This is a genomic window from Chryseobacterium sp. GP-SGM7, from assembly GCF_049166575.1.
Classification (GTDB): Bacteria; Bacteroidota; Bacteroidia; order Flavobacteriales; family Weeksellaceae; genus Chryseobacterium.
The window spans coordinates 1431587-1457828 of the sequence record NZ_JBMHFF010000001.1 but is presented as its reverse complement, the minus strand read 5'-3'; the positions used below and the strand labels follow the sequence as shown (position 1 = coordinate 1457828).

Here is a 26242-nt window from a genome sequence, read left to right as displayed (position 1 = left end):
ACATAAATTTTATTAAATTCTATTTTCTCATCAAACCTTATAGGTTTTAAAAACCTATAAGGTTTCGCATTGTTTCAAAACATTAATTAATCGAATATTCTCCTTTCTATTTCCAATATTAATTCGGATACAATCTGCAATTTGAGGGCTTCTTTTGCTGGTCAGAATTTCATTTTCGAGCAATTTTTGATATACTTTTTCCACATTTCCAAATTCAATCAAAAAGAAATTAGCATCACTTGGATATATTTTTTTAATACAGTCTATATTTTGAAACTCATTTTGCAACCAGAATTTTTCAATTAAAGTATTTTTTATATTATCATTCAATTGTTCGTGATTATCAATAGATTTTATAACTGAATTTAAGCTTAAAGAATTAACATTATAAGGTGCTTTAATCGTATTAATTAATTTAATAATCTCTTTTGAAGCATATGCAACTCCCACTCTCGCTCCCGCCATTCCCCATGCTTTTGAAAAAGTCTGAAGAACAATAAGATTTGGATATTTTTCAAGTAACTCAATACATGATTCTTTTCCTGAAAACTCAATATAAGCTTCATCAACAACTACAATTCCGTTAAAAATTTTCACATAAAATTCGATGTCTTCAATGCTATTTCCTGTGGGATTATTGGGCGAACACAAAAAGAAAACTTTTAACTGATCATCTTTTATCACATTTAAAAAATCATCTTTTACAATTTCAAAATTTTCATTTAAATTTAATTTGACAACTTTATTTTCATTAATAGAGGCATAAAAACCGTACATCGCAAATGAAGGATTCATCATTAAAATTGAATTTTTTTTGGGTTCACAAAAAACTTTAATAACCAGGTCAATCAGCTCATCACTTCCATTTCCGATGGCGATCTGATCAGGTGAAATATTTTTTATTCTTGATATTTTTTGCTTTAAATTTTTCTGTGTAGAATCCGGATAACGATTGAAATCTCCATACGGGCTTTCATTGGCATCCAACAAAACAGGATTTTCAAATTCATTATGATCTCTGAAACTGATGTAAGGTTGAAGTTCCAGAATATTTTTTCGTACTAAATTATTGATATTAAATTCTTTCATTTTACTGATTTAATCTGATGGATACGGCATTTTTGTGGGCAAATAAACCTTCTGCTTCTGCCATAATTTCTATTGTTTTTCCCAAATTTTGAAGTCCTTCTTTTGATAGATTCTGAAACGTAATTTTCTTCACAAAACTGTCTAAAGAAACTCCGCTGTAATTCTTTGCAAAGCCATTGGTAGGAAGCGTGTGATTGGTTCCGCTCGCATAATCTCCTGCACTTTCACACGAATAATTTCCAAGAAAAACAGAACCTGCGTTTTGAATTTTCGAAATATATTTTTCAAAATCTTCCAAAGCTAGAATCAAATGTTCCGGAGCATATAAATTACTGAACTCCAATGCTTCATCAATTGAATTCAATAAAATAAAATGACTGTTTTTCAATGCTTCTTTCGCGAACTCATTTCTTGGAAGTTCCTTAAGCTGATTTTCCGTTTCTTTAATGGTTTGGTTAAAAATTTTCTCATCCGTTGATATAAAAATTACCTGACTGTCGCTTCCATGTTCTGCCTGAGAAAGCAGATCAGCCGCACAGAATTCCGGGATCGCCTGTTTATCCGCAATTATAAGCACTTCACTTGGTCCTGCAGGCATATCGACAGCAACTCCGAATTTTTGACAGTATTCTTTTGCCGCCACGACATATTGATTTCCTGGTCCGAAAATTTTGTAAACATTCGGAATCGTTTCAGTTCCGAAAGTCATAGCTGCAATGGCTTGAGCACCACCAGTTTTGAAAATTTTCTTAATTCCACAAAGTTTTGAGGCATAAAGTATTGCGGAATTAATATTTCCGTTTTTATCTGGCGGAGTACACAGAATAATTTCTTTACAACCCGCTAATTGAGCTGGAATCGCAAGCATTAAAACAGTTGAAAATAAAGGTGCCGTTCCTCCCGGAATATAGATTCCGACTTTTTCTATTGCCCGGTTTTCGCGCCAGCAAGTGACTCCTTTTGTAGTTTCTATTTTCTCAATTTCAACATTTTGAGATGAATGGAATTTGGTAATATTTTCTTTTGCCTGAGAAATGGCAATTTGAAGTTCTGCACTTATAAATGCCTCTGCATTTTCTATTTCTTCATCTGAAACTTTGATATTTTCAACATCAGCTTTATCGAATTTCTTATTAAAATCAATTAAAGCCTGATCACCATTTTCTTTCACTTTTTCGAAAATATCAACTATAATTTCTGACAGTTCATTCTGTTTTAAAACAGGTCTTTTAATCAATTCTGACCATGTCTTTTTTTGAGGATATTTATTAATTTTCATATTAAATCACCATTTTATCGATTGGAATTATTAAAATATCCTGAGCTCCGCTGTCTTTCAGTTCATCAATAACTTCCCAAAATCTTTCTTCATTAATTACCGAGTGAATACTGCTCCAGCCTTCTTCTGCCAAAGGAATTACGGTAGGACTTTTTAGAACCGGAAGTATTTTAGAAATGATCTGAATTTTGTCATTCGGAACATTCATCAGGATATATTTAGAATTTTTTGCCTTCAAAACTGCTTTAATTCTGAAAAGAAATTTTTCAAGAATAATAGTTTTTTCTTCATCTAATTCTGACGTTTTTGCCAGAACAGCTTCTGATTTTAAAAGTGTTACGGTTTCTCTTAGTCCATTTTTAAACAAAGTACTTCCGGAACTTACAATATCACAGATTCCATCTGCCAATCCGATGTTCGGAGCAATTTCTACAGAACCTGAAATCACATGAATATCGGCCGAAATATTATTTTTATTGAGAAAATTTTTGAGCGTATTCGGATATGAGGTGGCAATTTTTTTACCCTGAAAGTAGGCAATATCATCCGTTTCAATTTCTTTTGGGATGGCTAAAGAAACCCTGCATTTCGAAAACCCAAGCGTCTGAATAATTTCAATATTCTTTTGTTTTTCCACCAAAAGATTTTCACCGACGATTGCAATGTCAACTACTCCATCTTCCAGATATTGTGGGATATCTGAATTTCGCAGATACATGATTTCTATTGGAAAATTTTCTACAGAGACTTTTAGCTGGTCTTTTCCATTGTTGACAAAAATGCCACAGTCTTTCAAAAGCTGAAGAGATTCATCATAAAGCCGGCCGCTTTTTTGTATGGCAATTTTTAATTTACTCATTTTGATTGTTTTGAATCTGAGTAAACGAAAATGATTAATTGAAAATAAATTGCCCGGGAAGAATTTAGAAACAAAAAAACCGTCTGTTTACTCAGACGGTTTAATTATTTTGATTTTTAACTGTGTTGCATATCAATCAATTCCGTCTTAGCAGAGATGATGATAATGATGTACTGTTAAAAAATTCGGTTTCATTGTTGAAATTTTATGGTACAAATGTAGAACTTATTTTTAAACTGCAAAGATTTTATTGCAATATTTTTTTGTAAAGATTCATTATCTGATTGGCAATCGGTTCATCATTAAACTTCTGTACGAACTCGAAACCCTTATCAGCACGGCGTTTTCTTTCCGATTCATTATCCCAAAGAAACTTTATTTTTGATTGAATATCTAAATAATTATTGGGATCGATATAAACAGAATCTGGTCCGCCTGCTTCGGGAAGACAACTTGTATTGCTTGTGACTGCTACAGTTTTTGAAAAAAGTGCTTCTATTACAGGAATTCCGAAGCCTTCGAAGAAACTTGGATAGATGAAAATATCTGCCAATTTGTAAATAACAGCCAATTCATCCATGGAAACTCCTTCTAAAAAATAAACCTGTTTTTCAAGCTTATTTTTTTGGATAAAATCTTCAATTTTCCTGAAATATTTCGTTTTTTTCCCAATAACCACTAATGGAATATTAGTTCCTTTAATTGCTTTAACAATATTCAACAAGTTCTTTCGATCTTCAATTGTTCCGACATTTAAAATGAATCTTTCAGGAAGTCTGAATTTCTTCTTTGTCTGCTGAGTAAGTTCATCGGATTGATGTTCTTTAAAAGCTTTGTGACAGCCTTGGTAAATTACTTCAATCTTACTTTCAGGAATTTTTAAAAACTGAATAATATCGCGTTTTGTCTGTTCTGAAATGGCAATGATTTTATCTGCAGAATTTGCCGCTTTTTTAAATTTCCAAAAATGAATTTTTCGATCAAAAAAAGAATAATATTGAGGGTATCGCACGAAAATCAAATCATGGATCGTGACGATTTTTTTAATGGGTTTTTTGTCCCATTTCAAAGGTAATTCACCGGATAATCCATGGAAAATATCTGCATTCTGTCTCTGTGCATCTTTTCCCATTTTGAATTGTCGAGACATTGTTCCTTTGGAGGTTTCAACAAATTGGACATTAGGATTTTCTAAAATATCAGAACCTCTTTCGGATTTGTTTTTATTTAAAAGGAAATATTCATTTTCCGGAAAATATTGAGACAAAATTCTGACTAAGTCTCTCGAATAGTTTCCTAAACCCGAAGCATTATGAAAAAAACGTTTGGCATCAAATGCTATCTTCATTCTCAGGTTTTATAATATTTTGGGTAAGCTGTTTTCTTTTCCAATGTTCAGATTTATCACTGTACAGAAAGAATTTTCCAAGCTTGTATTTAAACTGCATATTATTGTCATAATGCGGTCCCATAAAACGATGCGGAATATTGGGATTCTCATTTAAACAGGCTTTTATAGCGTCTGTATACACCGTTGGTCCGGTTGTTTTATGTACATTATGAGGATGTGGATTATTTTTGATATTATCCAAAATCATCTCCAGAGTTCTCTGTAAAAATGGGTGTCCCGCTTCATAAGCAAGACCCCATTGTACATAATATGTTTGTGGAATTTCATCCGTTACCAAAGCGACATCGTCTTCACGAATAAACTTTTTAATCGGCTTATTAATTCCGCTGTCTACATCTAGATATACGCCCCCTTTTTTATAAAGAATGGCATATCTGAAAAAATCTGCTTTGGCAGCTCCTATCGTTAATCTGTTGTAAGCTTTCAAATATTCCGGTGGAAATTCATCCTGAAAGAATGTCTGAATTTTGTTATCATCATAAAAATGATATTCGTACTCAGGATTTTTCTTAAGCATTCTTTTAATATGAAATTTCGTAAGCCAAGGAAGCTTATCGGTTTTGAAAGTCTGAAAAATTTGTTTAGGAATTGCCATTTGCAAATGATTTAAACAGCTACGTTATTATCTCTTAAAGCATCATTAAGAGACGTTTTTTTATCTGTAGATTCTTTTCTCTGACCGATGATCAAAGCGCAAGGAACCTGATATTCTCCCGCAGGGTATTGTTTTGTATAACTTCCGGGAATTACAACAGAACGGGCAGGAACTCTACCTTTAATTTCGATAGGAGTTTCTCCTGTAACGTCAATAATTTTAGTCGAAGCTGTCAGAACAACATTTGCTCCCAAAACTGCTTCTTTTTCTACGTGAACTCCTTCTACAACTATACATCTTGAACCAATGAAACAATCATCTTCAATAATTACCGGAGCAGCCTGAAGCGGTTCTAAAACCCCACCAATTCCTACACCACCACTCAAATGAACGTTTTTACCGATTTGTGCACAGCTTCCGACAGTTGCCCAGGTATCAACCATGGTTCCTGAATCCACATAAGCTCCGATATTTACATAAGAAGGCATCAAAATAACTCCCGGAGCAATATAAGCTCCTTCTCTTGCAATCGCATGTGGTACAACTCTCACGCCTTTTTCAGCATAATTTCTTTTCAAAGGCATTTTGTCATGAAATTCAAACGGACCTACTTCAATAGTTTCCATTTTCTGGATCGGGAAATACATTACCACAGCTTTTTTTACCCATTCATTTACCTGCCATCCGTTTTCTGTAGGTTCTGCGGTACGAAGTTCACCTTTATCAACCAAAGAAATCACTTCTCTAATCGCCTTTTGGCTGTCTTCATTCTGCAATAATTCTCTGTTGTCCCAGATATTTTCAATAGTTTGTTGTAACGACATAATACTGTTTAAAATTTATTTAAAAAATTCACTGCCAAATATACAAAAAAGTTGAGCAAAAGTGATGATTTAGAATAGATCTGAGAGATTAAAATTTCATTAAATTCTTATAAAATTCTTCTTACTTGAGCTTTATATCGGCGATAATCTTTGCCATGTTGATTTAGTAAAAATTCTTCCTCCATTCTGATTTGGATTTGAATTAAAATAGTAGAAATAATAAAAAAGATGAGCGAAATTAAAGTTGGTAGCGTGAAGAAAAACCCGATTTGACTGATTAACATGCCCAGAAAGATAGGATTTCTTGAGTAGTTGAAAAGCCCTTTTGTAATTAATTCTGTTTTGAGTTCTTCATTAATTCCGATTCTCCATGAATTTTTCATTTGAAACTGAGCAATCAAAACCCAAATTAAACTTAAAATCATTAGAGTGATTCCAATATATCTAAAAATAATTCTTTGAAAAAAATTGATCATGTAAGTTTCGAAAATATCATTCGGGAAAACGAAAAGTAAAAGGGTGTAAATAAAAAGTGAAACTAAAGTAAGTTTAAAATATTTTCCGATTAATCCATAAGCAGAATCATTTTTTTGAAAACTTTAGGATTTTTGCCGATACTTTTTGAAACGATAAAACTTGTCCCAAAAAATGCCGTCAGAAAGAATACAATAAAAATAGAGGAACGAAAACTCTGATAAAATCTGTCATCATTAATAATTTCTGACAAATGTAGAGTTCAATATAACGCAATTCTATTGCAAAGTTTACAGAACTCTTTGCGCATGTAGATAGGCTTTGTTCCAATATTTTTCGTTGAGAGAAGAGATAATAACACCTTTGGTTGTAGAAGCGTGAATAAATTTCACTTCGCCGTCATTTTCAATCGTATGAACAATTCCCACGTGAGAGACCTTACTTCCGCCTGAAGTAGCAAAAAATAAAAGATCACCCGGTTTTACAGTTCCAATATCAATCGATTTCCCTGAATCTGCCTGATCTGAAGATCTTCTTGGTAGATTAAAGTTATTTTCCTGAAAAACTTTTACGGTAAAGCCGGAACAATCGAAGCCGGAAGAAGTATTTCCTCCAAATTTGTAAGGAGCTCCCAAATATTTTTCGGCATCTTTTAATAAGCTTTTTACAGAGCCTGCAACTTTTCCGTCAAAATGAGAATCTAATTTTCTTAGGTTTTCAGATTTCGAAATTGTTTTTGAAGGTGTTTTTTTTGCTTTAACTACACTTTTTGAACTTCCACAAGATATTATTATTGCAGAGGTTATCGCTAAAACAACCAATCTCTTATATAGTTTTATTTCCGAAAAATCTAGCTCCTTATTCATTTGAAAATCAATTAGATCCTAATCTAATACAAATGTAACCTAAAAATTTCAATTATACAATAACTATACTACAACTATACTTTAATTATATAATAAATATTGTTTTGCTTCATTTTAATATTTATATTTGGACCTGTTTTAGAAAATATGGCGACTTACGAAAGTTTTATTAAGCTCAACGGAGCAATTGGAGATTTAGTTTTTTATAATTTAAACGGTAAAAATATCGTTCGGAAAAAAAGCGGATTTAATAAAACTGCCTACAAGAAAAGTCCGACTTACGAAAAAGTCCGACAAAACAGTTCAGAATTTGGTCACTGTTCAAAAGTTGGGAAATTAATCCGATCAAGTATTTCGAAATACATTGAATTGGCAGAGGATGCCCTACTCTACCAACGATTTGCAAAGACGATGACTGAAATTAAAGATTTAGACTCACAACATGAGAAAGGGAATCGAACGGTAAAGTTTGGCTTAAAAACTAAAGAAGGAAAAACTGCACTTCAAAATTTTGAATTGGGTAAATTTCAAAATTTTAAGCAGGAAGCACATATTTTATTAGGCTTATGGGATAAAAGTCTGCACTTAGAAAAAACAATTATTGCAGATGAAATAACCATTGTAAGTATAAAAATAGATTTTGAAAATTTTCTTACCGAATCTTTTGAAGAAAAAATTTCTTTACAGGAAAATCAAAATGAAATGGTTTTTGAAAATCATTTTTCTGAGGAAGATGATGTGCTTCATTTTATTGCAGCAAAAAAAGATTCTCAGATTATAAAAATGGGATTTGTTTAAAATAAAAGATCGGCTGTAAATAATTTTACAGCCGATCTTATTTATAATAGTTTTATCTATTTTGTTTTGTCTTTTTCTCCAGTCCAAGAACCACTAATAGAAGGGGTTGGCGAATCATTTCTCCAGTTTCCGCTGCCTTTTTTCTCAAGATTCAGAGTTCCTGAAAACTCTCCGTCTGCAGGTATAACCAATTCTGCGGTAAGCTGACCAGATCGGTCTAAGTTTCCTGAAATATTGTAATTTACATTGCTGATTTGATTATACATGGTTCCGGTAACTTTTCCGTCACTTGCAACTACAAATTTCCATAGACCTTTTTCTGTACCTTCGTAAGTACCCGACCAGGTTCCGATATAGTCTGTAAGCGTTTCATCGTCTGAAGTACAACTGATAAGGCAGAATGTTGTCAATAAAAGTAAAAAAAGTTTCTTCATATTTTACAATAGTTTATGAAATAAGTTTATTTAATCAATATATCTTTAAGAAAATTCTCAAAATTTCAAGATAGTTTTCATAATTTTAGCTATCTCTATATTTTTAGAATTGGGCAAATATATCAATTTAATTTTATAGTTTAATCTTTTACAACTGATATTTTATGCAATTCAGAAGAAATTTATTTTAAAATAATGTTTTCCATAATTTATTTTTTTCTTATTTTAAAACATCTGTGTTAAAGGGAATACCAATAAATGTAAGTAAGATTATTTACTTCTATAAATCAAATAACATATAAATAACGAACAATTTACCAAAACAGCAAATGCATTGGATAAGATTATCGGTAACTCTCCCTGTTCTATTCCGTAACAAACCCAAAGTGAGAGACCTAAGATTAAAATTACAAGCATTAACCACGAGATATCTTCTACATTTTTTGTTTTTATGACTTTAATTAATTGTGGCATTGATGCAATTGAAGTCAAACCACCCGCAATCAAACCTAAAATTTCAACATTCATACATTTTGATTTATAATTAAACAAAAAACAACATAAAAAGAGTTATGTTGTTTTCTTTACTATGAATAAGCAAAATGTATGCTTTTGTCGATTAATAATAATGTATGTGGTATTTATTTAATATCAACAATTCCATCTGCGATACATTTCCATTGAATTTTAGAAGAACCCGTCATTCCGGTTAATGTGAAAAATTTATTTTTTATATTGCTTATAAATCCAGCGTCTTTATTAATCTTTTCATTTCTGCCATAAATTGACATTTTGATATAGTCTTTACCTTTTGAAATTATAAATGTAGAAGAAGATCCTGAAGAATAAAAATGAACTGTTTTCCCCGCAAACTCATTTCCTGGCAATTTTGAAGGTCTGCATTGAATCATCAAACGATCGGGGTTAGTGTTATCGATCATATCAATCTGTACCCATTGATAATCTTCCACTTTAGGATTATTAATTTTTGTGAGCAGAATATTTATATAATCTCCGATCTGAGGTGATCTCTGAACAAGTTTTCCCGACGGATCACAATGGTTAAATTCTACTGTATGTTTTACGCAGTAACTTCCCCACTCGTTTATATTGAAAAATCTATCTTTAAGGATATTAAATTTTGAGTCAATCTCGTGAATATTCTGAATTTTCTGTATACTTTCTGTATCATGATAACCTCCACTCACCTGTGAAGGAATTCCCGGAACTTTTTTAGGTTTCATTAATTTTAACCTTTATTTAAAAATAATATTGTGATTTTTTTACTGGAATTGATTGAATAACTCAATATTTGTTGATTAATATTCAATCTGTGGATTTTTTTTTCTTTGTTTATCATTTGTTTATTTTTAATCTCATCAATTGTATGTTTAAAAAATTTAGGTAAAGATTAATGTAAATGTAATATGCATCACATGAAAATTAAATTTCATATTTACATCTCAATTACATATTTCAATTTGTATTTGAAAATCAATATTTTAAATAAAATTTGATTATACAAAGTAATCTAAACATAACCTAGAGAAATGCTATCATAAATCTTGCCATTTTTTATATATTAAAAGAATTTAACAGCTGATATTTTGAAATAAATCACAATTATTTGAAAATAAGTTATTTAAATTTATAAAAATTAAAATTAAGCAATAGTTACACACTTAAATTTTCCTGTTGTAACTGAACTTTATATTAATTGAATTAAGGAATAAATAATGATTTTTTTTGTCAATAATTTTTGTATTATTTAAATTTTCCTTATATTTGAAGTGAAAATTTTTTTTTCATCATTTGTGTTTTTATTAAACCCTCCCGACTCGGGAGGGTTTAATTTTTGTAATAGGTCTTAACTGCCATAAACACTACATTTATTTTTTAAAAATTGACTTCAAATTTTTATTTATCTTATTCATATTATACAACAGTTTCGGATAGTAATTTTCAATACAGCACAGGAAATTTTAGATTATAAGAAATAGATGTCTTAATATAAATTCTATACTGCCTTTCTTAAAAAATAGAATTGACAAAATTCTTGTAGCTCGCTAAATTATTTGTACCAAGTTCATCATATTGAAACCCTAAAGTTTTATTATAGAATGGGGATTTTCTCATTTAAAGTCTAGAAAAGAGAAAATTCTACTTCACAAGTGAGAATTTTTTTGAAATTTTCAAAAAAGGCATACAATATGCTAATATCAAAATATAAACCTAAAAAAAAATATTATTATGAAAAGTGTATTATGGCTAGTTGCAGTAATTTGTATCGTTGTATGGTTATTAGGAATTTTAAATATAATTCCAGGAATTAGTACAAGTTATTTAATTCATATATTATTAGTAATTGCAATTGTTGTGGTTCTATACAACATTATATCGGGGCGAAAACCTTTAGATTAAATCATTCTCAATAAAATTAAAATTTTGAAGGCAAAGTAAATATTACTTTGCTTTTTTTATTTTTTCAAATTAGGTTTTTAAAAATTTTCTTGTCAGGGTTTAAATTTTTCAGATTACACTCATAGAACGTTAATTCATTTAACAAAAAAATCCCGAAATTAAATTCGGGATTCTATAATATATAAACAAGTTTTATTTTTTCTTTAAAGAAACAAACTTAACATAAGATACTATTGATAATGTAAGCATTGTCGCTAATCCAATATAAACCCAAGCCGGAACCGGAACCGGATCTCCTGCTGCGTAAGAGTGAAGTCCGCTTAAGTAATAGTTTACTCCGAAATACGTCATTACCATCGAACAAAATGCAAACATTGTCGCCACGTGAAATGCCCATCTGCTTCTTAAACCGGGAACCAATCTCATGTGTAAAACAAAAGCATACACCATAATTGAGATAAATGCCCAAGTTTCTTTCGGATCCCAGCTCCAGTATCTTCCCCAAGATTCATTTGCCCAGATTCCTCCTAAAAAGTTTCCGACAGTAAGAGCAAAAAGACCTATTGTTAAAGACATTTCAGATACGATTGCCAGTTCTTTCAGAGTAGAATCATTATGTAATTTGAATTGATTTTTATTTGTAATAATATAAAATATCAATGAGATCACTGCAATAATCATCGATAATGCAAAGAAACCATAACTTGATACAATAATCGCAACGTGTACAATCAGCCAATAAGATTTAAGAACTGGAACCAATGGCGTGATCTGTGGATCAAGCGCTGAACCTCCATGTGCAAATCCCATCATAATAACTGCAACCATAAATCCTGCAGCAGGAATTAATGCGTTTGAAGTATTTCCCTTTTTAATAATTTTTGTTGAAGAATCTGGTGTTTTTTTGTTGAAATTTGGTTTTCCAAAACCGAAATAAAACATTAAACCGGCAGATATTCCAACCCATGAAATAAAGATAATTGCTTCATAACCATTACTCCAAGGAGCATGTCCCGAAATATACCATCTTGCAATCAGTCCTATGAAATGACAGATGTAACCTACCATTCCGATATAAATAATTGCTTTAATGATTTTATTAAGAACTTTATTAGGTTTAAATAATTCCACAAAACCTAAAATGAGCAATAATCCACCAACCAAAGTATAGAAAATCAATAATTTAAAATTGATGTCTGCTTTATTCATGAATACTTCCAAATCAACTTTTGATTTTGCAGGAACAACTGCTTTACCCCATTTTTGCTGATAATCTGAAAGTTTTTTTAATTCAGCATCTGCTTTGCTCCAATCTCCGGTTTTTTGAGCCTGGAGTGCTTCTGCGAAATACGGTCCCATTACTTTCTGAGATTCCATATCCGGCTCCATTTTTTGGTCAAGCCAAGAATGCCAAGTATGATTCGGATCATTTTTTACAGGGACTATTCTCATAAACTGCCCGCTGAAAAATTCATTGAAAATCTGAACTTTTTCGTTCAGCTTAATAATTTGCTTATCATATTCAGATTGTTCTGAAGGCTTTTTACGGAAAGCGGTGTTATAATCTGCATCTAAAATATAGGTTAGATTACCGTTTGCATCTGCCGGGAAAAGATTCATCAATGAAGTGTAACCATCTTCATCTGCTTTGGTTTTTTTCAAAAGTTCTTTACCTCCTTTTGCATCAACTTTAATCAACGGAACCATCGTCCAGCTTGGCGTATCGGTATTAATGGATAAAAACCATTGCTCGGCTGTTAAATATTTACCATCAGTTCCTTTAAATTTATCTTTTTTATAAAGCTTTCTTAAAACATCTAAAGCCTGTGTATTAATTGGAACAATTCTGCCCTCATAATTCTGTACCAAAAGATATCCAAATTTATCAGCGTGTTCTTCAGTGATTTTATTTCTTGAAATAATTTCGTCGGGAGAAATCATTCTCATTTTTGTCAGCGGTGCGGCTAAAGAATTTTGTTGATTTCCTTGTGTCTGAACAGATTGAGGAGAAACTTCATGAGTATGACCGTCTCCTTCTACGTGAACGTGTTCTCTGCTTCCGTCTGTGATTCCGTGAGTTTCAATTTTTTGAGCACTTAAATTTAAGCTTATCAATAATAAAACAATCATTGCTGCTCTTTTCTGGTTGATGTCTTTCAGCATTTTATTCAATTTCCAGAAGTGAGTTCCTCTCCAGAAAAACATCACAAACATACCTCCGAATAAAAATGCATAACCGATATATGAAATCAAAGTTCCCCAAAAATCATGGTTGACAGACAATAATGTTCCCATTCTGTCTGGTGTATAGCTTGCCTGGAAAAAACGGTAACCTTTATAATTAAGAACGTTATTCATATAAATTTTATAAGGAGTCTGTTTTCCTTCGTCAATAATTTTCACGTGACTTTCATACGCACTCGGAGATGAACTTCCGGGATAGGTTTCCATTACGAAATCATCAAGTTTAATGGCGAAAGGTGTATTATAAATTTTAGGACCAAAACCCACCATAATATTCAAACCATCCATTGTTACTTGTTTGTAAGCATTTGGATTTCCTTTTTCGACAGAAAGCTCTACGATTTGTTTCGTTTTCGGACCTTGAAGCTCAATAGTCATTGCATCAGGAACATTTTGATCTTTTTTTCTATCCCCTTCAACAGCAATAAGTTTTCCTTTCCTAAGAGGTTCAGGAACAACTAGTTTTAACTCATTAATGCTGTATAAACTTCTAAAAGCTAAAGGTTGAAACTGATCTTTCGTAGTAGTTCCTGTTGCTTGAGTTGCCATCGTCATGTAAGTTGCATCAACAGGAGTTTTAATGAAAATTTTTCCGTTTTCCTGCTTAAATTCAACTGCTCCGTCGATGGCTCTGTTGAAAGTTACCAAAGTTCCGTTGATCGATTTTGTTTCTCCGGATTTAATATAAATATTCTGTCTTCCTGTTTCGGCTGTAGAAACTAAGTGAAGATATTCCGCACCATTTTGATCCGCAACCAAACTATCTTTTTTTCTCTGAACATAATTCAAAGTTTTCACTTTAATTTCCTGTCCGTGAAAGTCATACGTTGCATTAAAATCTTTGTGCAAAGGCGACATTAAGTAAGGTACATCCTGATAATTCAAAACATCACCTTTATTTTCGATCTGAATTTTAAAGAATTGTTTGTCAGTTACAATTTCATTGGATGTTTCCCCTTCTCTGATGCTCATTTGCCCTTCAAAACTGATGTATCTCGTAATTGCTCCACCAATGAAAATTAAAATAAAAGCAAGGTGAAATACCAAGACCGGCCATTTTTCTCTTTTCCAAAGACGATACCTTGCGATATTTCCACAAAAGTTTATAATGAGAAGAAGCATAATGAGCTCAAACCATTTAGCTTCATAAATTAAAGCTTTTGCAGCCGGTGTTCCGTAATCATTTTCCAGGAACGTTGCATAGGCCATTGAAAATGCATAAACCAGCAATAGAACTGCCATTGTTCTGGTTGAAATAAGAATATCTTGGATCTTCTTCATATTTTTTTTACTTGACATGCAAAAATAAGGATGATAAACCGAAAGGAGGTTAAAAAAAGATGTTTTTTGTCATTTTAAAGGGGATTTACCTTATTTTGAAACATTCTTAATAAGTGAATTTTAATTAACGAAAAGATAAAAATGTAGTATTGATTCAGTAATAAAATATCACATTAAAAAACAAACGTGTTTTCTCCTAAAAAATATTTAAAATCTAAAAAAAACATTAAATTTGCGCAGACTGACATTATGGAAAAGAAATCACAAAAAAAACAACCAGAACAGCCTGAAACAGGCAAAATTTTATCAAAACCACGTATCTTTTTCGGATTAACATTCATTGTTTTTGCCGGAGTGCTTACCTTGTCTTTCATCTCTTATCTGATGAATTGGAAAGCAGATCAGAGCCAGGCCGGAACAATATTAGACAAGACCATAAAATCATCCAACATATTCGGAAAACTGGGCGATTGGCTGGGTAATATTTTCATTTTTGAAAGTATTGGGATTGCTTCATTTATTGTTGCATTTCTTTTCGTGGTTTTCGGAACAATGATTCTGAAGAAGAAAATTTTCAAACCATGGATGACTTTCGGGCATTCATTATTCTTTATTTGCTGGTTGCCGATTTTATTGGGAGCAATTACTAGAGGTAACGGAAATGGCGGGGTTTTAAGCGGGGTTTATGGTTATCAGATTATGGATTCTCTTTCCGCAATTATCGGTGATGTAGGACTTTGGGTTGTTTTAATTGTGAGTATTGCGTTGTATTTTATCCTGGAATTTAATCTTCGTCCAAGTTCTATTAAAGCCAAATTAGATACCATCAACGAAAATACAATCGGAAAAGTAAAATCGATGATGCCAAATTCAGACCAAAGTTTTGATGCAGATCAGGAGCTGGAAGATGAAATTAAAGAAGAAGAAGAAAAAGATTTAAATATTACCATAACAGACTTCTCGGAAAATAAAAAAAATAAAGAAGTTGTTGTAAAACCGGAACCCATTATTCAGGAGAATTTGAATGTTGAAACTATTGTTACACCCAATCAAACTTCTTTCGAACAGGAAAAAGAATTGACGCCAACTTTAAATTTAGATTTAAATGCAAAACCAATTATTCCTGTTGTAAAACCTGAAGATGCTTTCGAAGTTCATTCTAATTTTTCTGATTCCAGTATTGAGGACATAAAATTTAAAGTAGAAGTTGCTCCTGTAATTGATATTATTGACGATGCTGATAAGCAATCTCAGGATTTGGTTGACAGGCATGGTTTGTACGATCACAGATTAGATTTGGCTAAATTTCAAATGCCGCCAATCGATTTGCTGAAAGAATATGGTAACGAAGAAATTTCTATAAATAAAGAAGAATTAGAAGAAAATAAAAATAAAATTGTTGGTCTTCTGAAGAATTTCAACGTTGGAATTGCAGAAATTAAAGCGACGATCGGACCCACTGTTACTTTGTACGAAATTGTTCCCGAAGCAGGAATCAGAGTAGCATCTATTAAAAAACTGCAGGATGATATTGCTTTAAATCTTTCCGCTTTAGGAATCAGAATTATTGCACCAATGCCCGGAAAAGGAACAATTGGTATTGAAGTACCCAGAAAAAATCCTACAATGGTTTCTATGAGATCGGTAATTGCTTCTCAGAAATTCCAAAATACAGATATGGATTTGCCTGTGGTTTTTGGAAAAACGATTTCCAACGAAGTTTTCATGGCAGATTTGTCTAAAATGCCTCACCTTTTGATGGCGGGAGCAACCGGACAGGGAAAATCTGTCGGAATTAATGCGATTCTGACCTCTCTACTTTATAAAAAACATCCAAGTGAACTGAAATTTGTAATGGTAGATCCTAAAAAAGTTGAACTTTCATTATATTCAAAAATCGAAAGACATTATTTAGCAAAACTTCCCGATTCTGATGATGCCATTATTACCGACACCAATAAAGTAATCAATACATTAAATTCTCTTTGTGTGGAGATGGATCAGCGTTATGATTTGCTTAAAAATGCTTTCTGTAAAAACCTAAAGGAATACAATAAAAAATTCGCTGAAAGAAAATTAAATCCTGAAAACGGACACCGTTATTTACCATATATCGTTTTGGTTGTCGATGAGTTTGCCGATTTGATTATGACTGCCGGAAAAGAAGTTGAACTTCCGATTGCGAGATTGGCGCAGTTAGCAAGAGCCGTAGGAATTCATTTAATTGTTGCAACTCAACGACCTTCTGTGAATGTAATTACCGGTATGATTAAAGCCAACTTCCCTGCAAGAGCCGCATTTAGAGTAATTTCAAGTGTAGATTCAAGAACGATTTTAGATTCTACAGGTGCAGATCAGCTTATTGGAAAAGGTGATATGCTTTATTTTAACGGAAATGAAATTTTAAGACTTCAATGCGCATTCGTTGATACTCCGGAAGTTGAAAGACTGGCTGAGTTTATTGGTGAACAAAAAGGGTACGCTTCAGCATTCATGCTTCCTGAGTTTGTTTCTGAAGAAGCAACAAGTACAGTCGGTGCATTTGATCCTAACGAAAAAGATGCTTTGTTTGAAGAAGCTGCAAGAATTATTGTTTCGACACAACAGGGTTCTACTTCTATGTTACAAAGACAGTTAAAATTAGGATACAACAGAGCAGGAAGAATTATGGATCAATTGGAAGCAAGCGGTATTGTTGGCGGATTTAATGGGGCGAAAGCGAGAGAAGTTCTCATTAGTGATCTGTATTCTTTGGAACAGTTTTTGGAAGATCTGCGAAATTAAATCAAAAAAGATTTATCAGGGAACACAAAGTGCACTGAGATTTTTTAAATATTGAAAATTGTTTCACAGAGCCGCTTCGCTTATAAGAGCGCAAAGTACTGTGAGAAGAGAAAAGATGATTTAACCTTGTATAAGCGAAGCGTCTTTGTGGAACTTAAAAAAGAAAAACTCTGTGAACTTCGTGTTCAAGACAGTTTTAACTTTCAGCTTCAATGAAAGTCTAAAGGATAGAAAAAATCAGAATAATAAAAATGAAAAAATTAGTTTCAAAAATAGTTTTAGGTACATTTGTCGTGGGAAGTATGAGTTTAATTCAGGCTCAGAAAATTGATGCTAAAGCAAAGAAAATATTAGACGATATTACCGCAAATTACAATTCTAAGAAAAACTCATATTTTAAATTTGCCTTCGGAAGCGGAATGAATGGAGCTGTTTCTAAGACAGAACCTGGAATTTATTATTCGGCAGGTGATAAGTATAAGTTGAAGATCATGGAAACCGAACAGATTTTCGACGGAAATAAAATCTACAATATCAACACCGAAGATATGGAAGTTACGGTGGCAAAACCAAACGGAAGCAGCACCATGTTCTCCCCTATCAATTATTTAACGTCTTACAGAAAAGATTACAACGTTGCTTACAGCGGTAAAAAAACCGTTGATGGAGTAAATGCAGATTTAATTAAACTGACTCCGGTAAAAGCAAACGGTTTAAAATACATTTATTTGTATGTAGACTCAGCTAAAAAACAGATGCTGAAGCTTGAACAACATGGGAATAACAAAGATATTTCTGTAATTTCTATTAAAGAATACAAAGAAAATCAGCAATTAGATCCGAATATGTTTGTTTTTGATAAAGCAAAATTCAAAAATTATCTGGTTACAGAATTATAATTCTAAATAAATATTAAAATTTCAAGTCACAAAGAAAACTTTGTGGCTTTTTCATTAATTTTGGCGAATGTTTAAAATATTAGACCGATATATCATCAAGACCTTTTTTGGTCCGTTTTTATTTATATTCAGTGTTCTGTTTTTTATTTTTATTGTAAACATTATCTGGATTCAGCTTGGTCAGTTTATGGGTAAAGGTTTAACGACTTTACAGATCATGAAACTCCTTTTTTATCTCGGAGTGAGTGTTGTAAGTATGGTTTTGCCTTTAACGGTTCTTTTGGCAAGTATCATGTCTTTCGGTGAATTGGGAGAACGGTACGAACTTGCCGCCATGAAAGCCGCCGGAATTTCTTTAACGCGGGTGATGATGCCGCTTCTGGGTGTAACTGCAGTTTTGGCAGTCATGCTTTTTTTCTTTTCAAATAATATCATTCCCGATTTTCAGAGAAAAGCAAAGAATATGCTTTTTAATATTGCTCAAACCAAGCCAGCCTTAAACTTTACACCGGGACAGTTTATTGATCAGATTCCTGGTTATATGGTGAAGTTTGATAAAATTCAGGGAGAAGAAGGTCGAGATTTAGATGGAATTTTCATTCATAAAAAAGCAAGTAATTTTGAAAATCAACAAACGATTGTTGCAAAAAAAGGAAAATTTGCGAATGCAAAAAACAGAAATTTTATGCAGCTTCAATTATTTGACGGATACATTATTGAAGATTCCCACGCCGGAAAATCTGATAATGTAAGAGCCAAACAGCCCGATCAAGCCATAAAGTTTGATACTCTGGTAACTCACTTCGACATCAGTGAACTGATTAATAAAGCTATCGAAAAAGAACAAATTACAGACGATTATCGTTTTCAGACGTATACAGAACTTTTAGCTACAATAGATAAAACTAAAAAAGAGAATACCAAGATTGCAGATAATATGAGTAATGACATCATCAGTCAGACCAATGCTGTTGTTACTTATATGGACAAAAACAAGACGAAAGCTCCTGTAAAATCTCAGTATAAATTAGACTCGATCAAAGGTGAGAAAAAGCTGCAAATTCTTACCAATGCTTACTCAAGATTAGATAATCTAAAAACCAGTTTAGATACAAAAAGCAAAGAGCTCGATCCGAGCGTAAAATATTTCAGTAAGGTGGTTATTTATCAGCAGAGAATTCTCACCTACTCTTTTACGTGTATTATTTTCTTTATGATTGGTGCGAGTTTAGGATCGATTATCCGAAAAGGAGGAATGGGAGTTCCGGTAATTATCGCCATTGTGATATTCATTATTTTCTACGTCATTAATGTTGGTTTTGAAAATGTTGCCTGGTCAGGAAAGATGAGTCCGTATCTTGCAGCCTGGCTTCCGAATATCATATTATTTCCTTTTGGAATTTTAATGACTTATAAGGCTTTGACAGATTCGCAATTATTCGATTCTGAAAAGTATAAAACTTTCTTTAAACCACTTACGAAAGTCTTCGTAAAACAAAAAGAACATAAACGTTATCAATAGAATTAAATTACAGACACTCAATTTTTTTTGAGTGTTTTTTTATCTGAGTGGAAATTATTTAAGAATGATAATTGTCATTTTTTATAAAGTCATTTTAAGCTCCTTGCATTATTACCTGTTATTAGATATATTTGCAAAGAATTTTTATTCAATAATTAGTGACTTTAATAATAAAATGACATGATAAAAAATATTCTTAAAATATCGTTAATCGGATTTCTAATTGTTTCATGTTCTGATGCGGATGATCAGGTTGTAAATTTAACTTCTACTGAAACACCAATTGTAAATGATCCGGAACTAGTTAAAATGGGGCTGAAAATTACTGCAAACCAGAATGAGGGTAATATTTTTGAAAGTTTTATTTTTAAACTCGAGCAGAAAAACCAGTCTTTCTACTATGGCGAACTTGCAAACCATCTGGATTCTCTGGTCTTTAAAATTTCTGATTATAAAAGAACAAGAAAGCTTTTTATTAACTATGCAAATGGTAACTCCGGAACCACACAATTTAATCATAATTTTTACTATCCTGGTAATTACAATGCAAGTATATTAGGCTATAAAAACGGAAAGATCATTTATAAAGATGCGATCGATTTAAAAGTTACTGATAATAAAGATTTTTTTGTAATTGACTGGAATAATTTTACTGCAAATCTCCCTCAATCATACTTTAATGCTCTTTCAAACAATAGCTTGGTATTTTATAACAGGTATGAAAACAATAATCCCTATGTGTGTGTGATGGGCTCGTGGGATAATTACATTACTTACACTTCTGACCAGATACAGGAGATGGATAAAGAAGTTCTCTATAATTTTATTGTAAAATATTATCAGCAACCGATATATACAGAAAACTCCCCTATTATCAAGGATGTGTATAACCAAAATTTTAAAAAAACCATCCAGAATAATATTCCAGTGTGCATATGGATGACAGCCAAAAATAAGATTGCTTTAATAAAAGAATATTCTTTAACCTATCCAAATCAACCATTTACATATAAAATCATCGCAGAACCGAGGAACTAAATGCCAAAATTAGTCTACTATTGCAGCTTTAAACGAAGCTGCATTTTTTTTCACGATTTTGAAATGTGCATCTTTTTTGCTTTAAAAAAAATAAAATAAGCAACATGAAAAAACTTTTTCTTCTGTCGGCTATTACTCTTTTGTCTTCATGTGAAAACAAAAAGCATAATTCAAATGATACAAAATCATCAGATAGTTTAAAAACAATTGTTAAGAAAGATTTTTTGATCAATACCAGTTCTCCGCAAACAGTTGGTGAAATTAAGGCAGAATATTCATCATTAAATAATCAACTTCTCGCTAAGAAACTAGATTCCACAAGTTTTGATTATGAATGTAATGAAATTTCGGGAAATGTGGTTTATTATAGCTCGAATGGAGAATTAAAAAGCATCAGACATTTTTATGCAGACAGTCATTTTTCTTCTGTTGAAAATTATTATCTGAAAAACGGAAAACCTTATTTCATGTTTACAGATAATACCGTTTGGAATTTTGACGGCGGAACTTCCGAAAAACCAGAAACGAAAGACGAAATTGAGCAACAGCGAATTTACATTGTGAATGATAAACCAATTGAATGTTTAGAAAAAAAATTTACGATTAAATCCAGTTCGAAAAACAATCCGAAGCCTGAAAATGTTCAGAATGTTCAAAGTAAAAACTGTTCGTATTCAGAATTACAGAAAACTTTTGAAATTTTGCTAAACAACATAGGCAAAAAAGGAAAAACAACCTGCATTCAGTAAAACAAAAAGAGGCCTCATCATTGAAACCTCTTTTCTATATTTAAAAACTGAAAGTTATACTTTCATAATTTCAGCTTCCTTAGTCTTTAAATGATCGTCACAAGCTTTCACATATTTATCGGTAAGCTCCTGAATAGTTGCTTCCACATTTTTTACTAAATCTTCAGAAACACCATCCAATTTTTTAAGTTCTTTCAAACCATTTTGTCTTGCATTTCTTACAACAATTTTAGTATCTTCAGTTTCTCCTTTTGCCTGTTTTGCCAGATCTTTTCTTCTTTCCTCTGTTAAAGGTGGTACATTCAGAATGATATTTTCACCATTATTAGAAGGTGCAAATCCTAAATTAGAATTAATGATTGCTTTTTCGATAGGGCCAATTGCTGTTCTGTCCCAAGGTTGAATAGAAATGGTCATCGCATCTGGTACAGAAACGTTTGCAACCTGATTAAGAGGAGTCGGAGCACCATAATATTCTACCATCACATCCTGAACCATGCTCGTAGATGCACGTCCCGCTCTTATTCTTTGAAATGCATGATCTAGGTGCTTTATAGCTCCTTCCATATCATGTTGTACAGATTCTACGATAAGATCTAATTCTTCCATTATATAATAAAAATTTGATAAGTTACACATTGATTAAAGATGAGTAATAAGTAATGGGTAATAAGTAATCATAATGCTAAAAACCTAATCCCAAAATCTATTACCTTCTACCTTACTATAAATTAACTAAAGTTCCTACATTTTCTCCGTCAACAATTTTCAGCAAATTACCACCTTTGTTCATATCAAATACGATGATTGGTAATTTATTTTCGTGGCTTAAAGTAAAGGCTGTCATATCCATCACTTTAAGATCTTTTTCAAAAACTTCTTCGAAAGTTAAAGAATTATATTTTACTGCATTTTCGTTTTTCTCAGGATCGCTGTCATAGATTCCGTCTACTCTTGTTCCTTTCAGAATAACATCAGCTCCGATTTCGATGGCTCGTAATGTTGCTGCAGTATCTGTCGTGAAATATGGGTTTCCTGTTCCTGCTCCGAAGATCACTACTCTGCCTTTTTCAAGATGTCTTACCGCTCTTCTTTTGATGAAAGGTTCTGCAACTTTATCCATTTCGATAGCAGATTGAAGTCTCGTTTTGATTCCTGCATCTTCCAAAGCGCCCTGCAATGCCATTCCGTTGATTACGGTTGCAAGCATTCCCATGTAGTCACCTTGTACTCTGTCCATCCCTTTTGCAGCTCCCGCTACACCACGGAAAATATTTCCTCCTCCGATTACGATTGCTATCTCACAACCTCTGTCAACCACTTTTTTGATTTCCTGAGCATATTCCATCAGTCTGTCGGTATCGATACCGTATTGTCTGTTTCCCATTAATGCCTCACCGCTCAGTTTCAGAAGGATTCTTTTATATTTCATCTTTAATTTTAATAATAGTTTTTGAGAATTAATTTCCTCGAAAATTAACTTTGCAAATATAATCATTATAAATATTGAAAAAAGAAAAATATTATACATAAATAATAGCAGAAATATTTTGATAAGTAGCAAAAAGGATTATTTTTGCATTAATTAAATATCGATTTGAAGAAAGTTCTAATTTTTTCACTATTTCTTTCGGGAATTGTTTCATATGCACAATCTGGAACAAACGTTTACTCTTTCTTGAATATTCCCGTTTCTGCGAGACAGGCTGCTTTAGGTGGCGATGCAATTACCATGAGAGATTACGATGTATCTTTTGCCATTGCCAATCCGGCTTTGCTGAATAAAGATTCAGATAAACAGCTTTCTGTAAATGCTTCGACTTATTTGGCAGATTCTAAATTTGGGACGATTGCTTTTGCTAAAGATCTTGACAACGGTCATATGGTCACTTTAAACGCAAGATATTTAAGTTATGGAAATATCCCAAGAACCGACGAAAGTGGTTTTGAAATGGGAGAATTTTCAGCTTCAGACGTTGCTGTGGGAGCAGGTTACGCTTATCAGTTTGAAGAAGACTGGACGATTGGTGGTGGATTAAATTTTGTCACTTCAAAAATCGATACGTATACTTCTTCTGCCATTGCAGGAACTGCAGGTATTACTTACCATAATAAGCTGAATAAAGAAGTCGCTTCAGTGGTTTTCAGGAATTTCGGTTATCAGTTTAAATCATTTAACGGAGAAAGAGAAAATCTTCCCTTCAGAATAGATTTAGGTTATACAAGAATTTTAAAGGCAATTCCTTTAGCGATTACCATTACAGCGCACGATTTGCAGAAATTTGACATTTCTACTGATTATAATATCAACGGACAGGAAGTTGGTTTCGGAAGAAAATTAGCCGATCACTTTTCTTTAGGTGCCGAACTTTTCCCTGAAAAAGGTTTCAACATCAGATTAGGATATAATGTAAGAAGAGGAAATGAACTGGCTGTAGCAGATCAAAGAAACTTTACAGGGATTTCCGGAGGTTTTGGTTTGAAAATTTCTAAATTCCGTTTAGATTATGCTCATGTAAGGTATCACAATTCTTCCAATGTTAACCAAATTGGTATTTCTGTTGATCTGAGCGGTCATAGAGGACAATAGATTTCAATTAATTTTAAAATTATTCTGGTGCATACTTGAAACCTGCTTGATTTTTTCAGAAAATTTCTTGAAATTTGTCATATGAAAAAACCAGTAATTGCTATTGACGGCTATTCTTCTACAGGAAAAAGCTCAATCTCAAAAATTATTGCCGAAAAATTGGGAATCGTTCACTTAGATACAGGTGCACTTTATCGCGGTATCACTTGGTTTGCCTTACAAAACTGTGCTGATGATGATGGCAGTATCAATTTGCAGGAACTCTTCAAATCATTTCAAATCATCAAGCTTGAATTTAAAAAAGTGGAAGACGAATTGGTTTTATACCTAAATCATAAGAATATTTCCAAAGAAATTCGCAGTGCTGAAGTATCTGAAAATGTAAGCCTGATAGCCAAGCAAAAAGAAGTAAGAGATTTTTTGCTGGAAACCCAAAGATCAATTGCAAGAAACGGAGGAGTTATAATGGATGGAAGAGACATCGGAACAGTGGTTTTACCCGATGCCGATTTTAAATTTTTCTTAACTGCAAGTATCGATGAACGTACAAAACGCAGGTATAATGAGCTTCTTGCTATGGGACTGGAATCTAACGAGGCTCAAGTGAAAGAAAATCTTATTGCACGAGACAAAATTGACAGTGAAAGAGAAATTGCCCCTTTAAAACAAGCTGAAGATGCAATTTTGATCGATAATACAAAGATGACAAAAAGTCAAACAATTGATGCTATTCTGTTGCAGATAACAAAAATTAATACTTTTTACTAGATAAATCTTTTTTGGTATATTAATTGTAACCTTTTAAAACGTAAAACTAGTATTTATTAACTATTAAAAAAACAAAAAATGTCTAGAAAAGAAAACAATACAGCGGGTATTTTGGCAGGTCTTTTAGCAGGTGCTGCAGCAGGTGTAATTTTGGGAATGCTTTACGCTCCGGAAGAAGGTAAAGAAACAAGAAAAAAAATTAAAACTAAAGCAAACGATCTTAAAGATCAGGCAAAAGATAAGTATGGTGAAGTTTCTGAAAGAGTAAAAGACCAATATGGTAATATCTCATCTACTTTCAAAGAAACTGCAAATAATGTTGCTCACACAGTGAAAGACGGATACGACAAGTATAAAGATCAAATTGTTTCAAAAACAACTGATATGGTAAAAGATGTAGAATCTAGCTTAAATGATCTTAAATAATAATATTTAATTTTAATTAAATAAAAAGGAACTTTAGTCTAAAGAGTTCCTTTTTTTGTAACTTTTAAAAAAATAAAAGGATGATAGAAACTATAAAAGAATACGCATCAAAAAGAATAGATTTGCTAAAAATTGAAGCTACAGAAAAATCTTCAATTTCTGCAGGTGTTATCGCTTATCTTGTGATATTACTGGTAGCTTTTGCCTTTTTTATTATACTTTTTAACTTTGGTTTGGCATTTCTTTTAGGCAAAGCTCTTAACAATACTTCTTACGGTTTTTTAATTGTTGCGGCATTTTATTTTGTAATTATGATTTTAGTTGCTACCTTTAAGAAAAGAATTGTTCATATGATTGCAAATAAAGTAATCGAATTTTTAAATCACTAAAATATGGGAAGAAATTACGAAAGTCTGGAAGAATTAAAAAGGAAAAAAAGACTTTTAAAGACTGAAATAAGTGATTTGGAAGCTCTTTTAACTTTTAAAAATACAAAGGAAAGCCTGAGTGCTTTTACAAATGGTCTTACCGATCAATATCTGAAAGAAAAGATTGACGAAGATGGTGAAGAAAAAACCGTTATCAGAAAAGATGTCATTGCAAAACAGATCACATCTGAAGTAAAAGATCTTTTTCTAAGCAGAAATACGGCAATGGGAATTGCTGGCGGAGCTTTTAAAGGTGACGCAATGGATACTGTTATAAAACTTGCTGTAACTGCTTTTGTAGCAAATTATGCAAAGAAAAATATGAAAAGTTCAAACTGGAAAAAGAAAATTTTGGGAGCTGCGCTAATTTATGTTGCGCCAATGGCTTTAAAATTTGTCCGTACCAGGTTGGAAGCTTATCAAAAAACAAAAAGTGTTTCCAGTATGGAGCAACTTATATGAT

26 protein-coding genes are annotated in these 26242 nt (G+C 32.3%); 12 read left to right on the top strand and 14 right to left on the bottom strand.

The window, feature by feature from the left end; all coding sequences use genetic code 11:
- Positions 1–54: 54 nt before the first annotated feature.
- The 8 genes from hisC to ACOOWA_RS06380 form a co-directional block, all read right to left on the bottom strand.
- Positions 55–1089, bottom strand: a complete 1035-nt coding sequence (gene hisC / locus ACOOWA_RS06415) for a histidinol-phosphate transaminase (RefSeq protein ID WP_421374008.1) — start codon at positions 1087–1089, stop codon at positions 55–57.
- A 1-nt stretch (position 1090) separates the two neighbouring features.
- Positions 1091–2368, bottom strand: a complete 1278-nt coding sequence (gene hisD, locus ACOOWA_RS06410) for a histidinol dehydrogenase (protein WP_421374007.1) — start codon at positions 2366–2368, stop codon at positions 1091–1093.
- A gap of 1 nt (position 2369) precedes the next feature.
- On the bottom strand, positions 2370–3227 hold the full coding sequence (hisG, locus tag ACOOWA_RS06405) for an ATP phosphoribosyltransferase (protein ID WP_421374005.1): 858 nt from the start codon (positions 3225–3227) through the stop codon (positions 2370–2372).
- Between the two features lie 247 nt (positions 3228–3474).
- The gene (locus tag ACOOWA_RS06400) at positions 3475–4575 is read right to left on the bottom strand and encodes a glycosyltransferase family 4 protein (protein WP_421374003.1); all 1101 of its coding nucleotides are present in this window, start codon (positions 4573–4575) and stop codon (positions 3475–3477) included.
- Complete coding sequence (locus ACOOWA_RS06395; RefSeq protein WP_421374001.1) at positions 4559–5233, bottom strand: glycosyltransferase family 32 protein; 675 nt, start codon at positions 5231–5233, stop codon at positions 4559–4561. Before ACOOWA_RS06395 ends, ACOOWA_RS06400 begins: the two co-directional genes overlap by 17 nt.
- 11 nt (positions 5234–5244) lie before the next feature.
- Complete coding sequence (locus ACOOWA_RS06390; RefSeq protein ID WP_421374000.1) at positions 5245–6057, bottom strand: 2,3,4,5-tetrahydropyridine-2,6-dicarboxylate N-succinyltransferase; 813 nt, start codon at positions 6055–6057, stop codon at positions 5245–5247.
- 107 nt (positions 6058–6164) lie between these two features.
- Positions 6165–6482 (bottom strand): methyltransferase family protein, encoded by a 318-nt coding sequence (locus ACOOWA_RS06385; RefSeq protein ID WP_421373998.1) that lies wholly within the window; start codon positions 6480–6482, stop codon positions 6165–6167.
- Between the two features lie 339 nt (positions 6483–6821).
- Positions 6822–7397, bottom strand: coding sequence for a C40 family peptidase (locus tag ACOOWA_RS06380; RefSeq protein WP_421373997.1), 576 nt, complete (start codon positions 7395–7397; stop codon positions 6822–6824).
- A gap of 147 nt (positions 7398–7544) precedes the next feature.
- Here ACOOWA_RS06380 and ACOOWA_RS06375 point away from each other — a divergent pair, with 147 nt between their 5' ends.
- Positions 7545–8195, top strand: coding sequence for a hypothetical protein (locus tag ACOOWA_RS06375; RefSeq protein ID WP_421373996.1), 651 nt, complete (start codon positions 7545–7547; stop codon positions 8193–8195).
- 56 nt (positions 8196–8251) lie between these two features.
- Here ACOOWA_RS06375 and ACOOWA_RS06370 read toward each other — a convergent pair whose 3' ends face one another.
- The 3 genes from ACOOWA_RS06370 to ACOOWA_RS06360 all read right to left on the bottom strand — a co-directional run bounded on the left by ACOOWA_RS06370 (position 8252) and on the right by ACOOWA_RS06360 (position 9873).
- On the bottom strand, positions 8252–8629 hold the full coding sequence (locus ACOOWA_RS06370) for a hypothetical protein (protein ID WP_421373995.1): 378 nt from the start codon (positions 8627–8629) through the stop codon (positions 8252–8254).
- A 270-nt stretch (positions 8630–8899) separates the two neighbouring features.
- A complete protein-coding gene (locus ACOOWA_RS06365) occupies positions 8900–9157 on the bottom strand; it encodes a SemiSWEET transporter (protein WP_421373994.1) in 258 nt (85 codons plus the stop codon).
- Between the two features lie 113 nt (positions 9158–9270).
- Positions 9271–9873 (bottom strand): hypothetical protein, encoded by a 603-nt coding sequence (locus tag ACOOWA_RS06360; RefSeq protein ID WP_421373993.1) that lies wholly within the window; start codon positions 9871–9873, stop codon positions 9271–9273.
- Between the two features lie 1006 nt (positions 9874–10879).
- Between ACOOWA_RS06360 and ACOOWA_RS06355 the strand changes: the two genes are divergently transcribed.
- Positions 10880–11050, top strand: coding sequence for a lmo0937 family membrane protein (locus ACOOWA_RS06355; protein ID WP_421373991.1), 171 nt, complete (start codon positions 10880–10882; stop codon positions 11048–11050).
- 192 nt (positions 11051–11242) lie between these two features.
- Here the strand turns inward: ACOOWA_RS06355 and ccsA are convergent, their stop codons facing one another.
- Positions 11243–14575 (bottom strand): cytochrome c biogenesis protein CcsA, encoded by a 3333-nt coding sequence (ccsA, locus tag ACOOWA_RS06350; RefSeq protein WP_421373990.1) that lies wholly within the window; start codon positions 14573–14575, stop codon positions 11243–11245.
- Between the two features lie 249 nt (positions 14576–14824).
- Between ccsA and ACOOWA_RS06345 the strand changes: the two genes are divergently transcribed.
- The 5 genes from ACOOWA_RS06345 (at position 14825) to ACOOWA_RS06325 (ending at position 21567) form a co-directional block, all read left to right on the top strand.
- The gene (locus ACOOWA_RS06345; RefSeq protein ID WP_421373989.1) at positions 14825–17359 is read left to right on the top strand and encodes a DNA translocase FtsK; all 2535 of its coding nucleotides are present in this window, start codon (positions 14825–14827) and stop codon (positions 17357–17359) included.
- A gap of 251 nt (positions 17360–17610) precedes the next feature.
- Entirely contained in the window at positions 17611–18258 is a 648-nt protein-coding gene (locus ACOOWA_RS06340; protein WP_421373987.1) for a LolA family protein, read from the top strand.
- A gap of 67 nt (positions 18259–18325) precedes the next feature.
- Positions 18326–19780 carry an LptF/LptG family permease gene (locus ACOOWA_RS06335; RefSeq protein ID WP_421373985.1) on the top strand — a complete coding sequence of 485 codons (1455 nt, stop codon included), beginning with the start codon at positions 18326–18328 and terminating at the stop codon, positions 19778–19780.
- A gap of 180 nt (positions 19781–19960) precedes the next feature.
- Entirely contained in the window at positions 19961–20818 is an 858-nt protein-coding gene (locus ACOOWA_RS06330; RefSeq protein WP_421373984.1) for a hypothetical protein, read from the top strand.
- 104 nt (positions 20819–20922) lie between these two features.
- On the top strand, positions 20923–21567 hold the full coding sequence (locus ACOOWA_RS06325; protein ID WP_421373983.1) for a hypothetical protein: 645 nt from the start codon (positions 20923–20925) through the stop codon (positions 21565–21567).
- Between the two features lie 54 nt (positions 21568–21621).
- On the opposite strand, the gene frr is transcribed toward ACOOWA_RS06325, so the two are convergent.
- Positions 21622–22176 carry a ribosome recycling factor gene (gene frr / locus ACOOWA_RS06320; protein ID WP_421373982.1) on the bottom strand — a complete coding sequence of 185 codons (555 nt, stop codon included), beginning with the start codon at positions 22174–22176 and terminating at the stop codon, positions 21622–21624.
- A 115-nt stretch (positions 22177–22291) separates the two neighbouring features.
- On the bottom strand, positions 22292–22999 hold the full coding sequence (pyrH, locus tag ACOOWA_RS06315; RefSeq protein ID WP_421373981.1) for a UMP kinase: 708 nt from the start codon (positions 22997–22999) through the stop codon (positions 22292–22294).
- A gap of 165 nt (positions 23000–23164) precedes the next feature.
- Between pyrH and porQ the strand changes: the two genes are divergently transcribed.
- From porQ to ACOOWA_RS06290, 5 genes are all read left to right on the top strand, one after another.
- Positions 23165–24157 carry a type IX secretion system protein PorQ gene (porQ, locus tag ACOOWA_RS06310; RefSeq protein ID WP_421373980.1) on the top strand — a complete coding sequence of 331 codons (993 nt, stop codon included), beginning with the start codon at positions 23165–23167 and terminating at the stop codon, positions 24155–24157.
- 81 nt (positions 24158–24238) lie between these two features.
- Positions 24239–24925, top strand: coding sequence for a (d)CMP kinase (cmk, locus tag ACOOWA_RS06305; RefSeq protein ID WP_421373978.1), 687 nt, complete (start codon positions 24239–24241; stop codon positions 24923–24925).
- A 78-nt stretch (positions 24926–25003) separates the two neighbouring features.
- Entirely contained in the window at positions 25004–25351 is a 348-nt protein-coding gene (locus ACOOWA_RS06300; protein WP_421373977.1) for a YtxH domain-containing protein, read from the top strand.
- An 80-nt stretch (positions 25352–25431) separates the two neighbouring features.
- Positions 25432–25740 carry a phage holin family protein gene (locus tag ACOOWA_RS06295; protein ID WP_421373976.1) on the top strand — a complete coding sequence of 103 codons (309 nt, stop codon included), beginning with the start codon at positions 25432–25434 and terminating at the stop codon, positions 25738–25740.
- Between the two features lie 3 nt (positions 25741–25743).
- Positions 25744–26241 carry a phosphoribosyl-ATP pyrophosphatase gene (locus ACOOWA_RS06290; protein ID WP_421373974.1) on the top strand — a complete coding sequence of 166 codons (498 nt, stop codon included), beginning with the start codon at positions 25744–25746 and terminating at the stop codon, positions 26239–26241.
- The last annotated feature ends 1 nt before the right edge of the window (position 26242 follow it).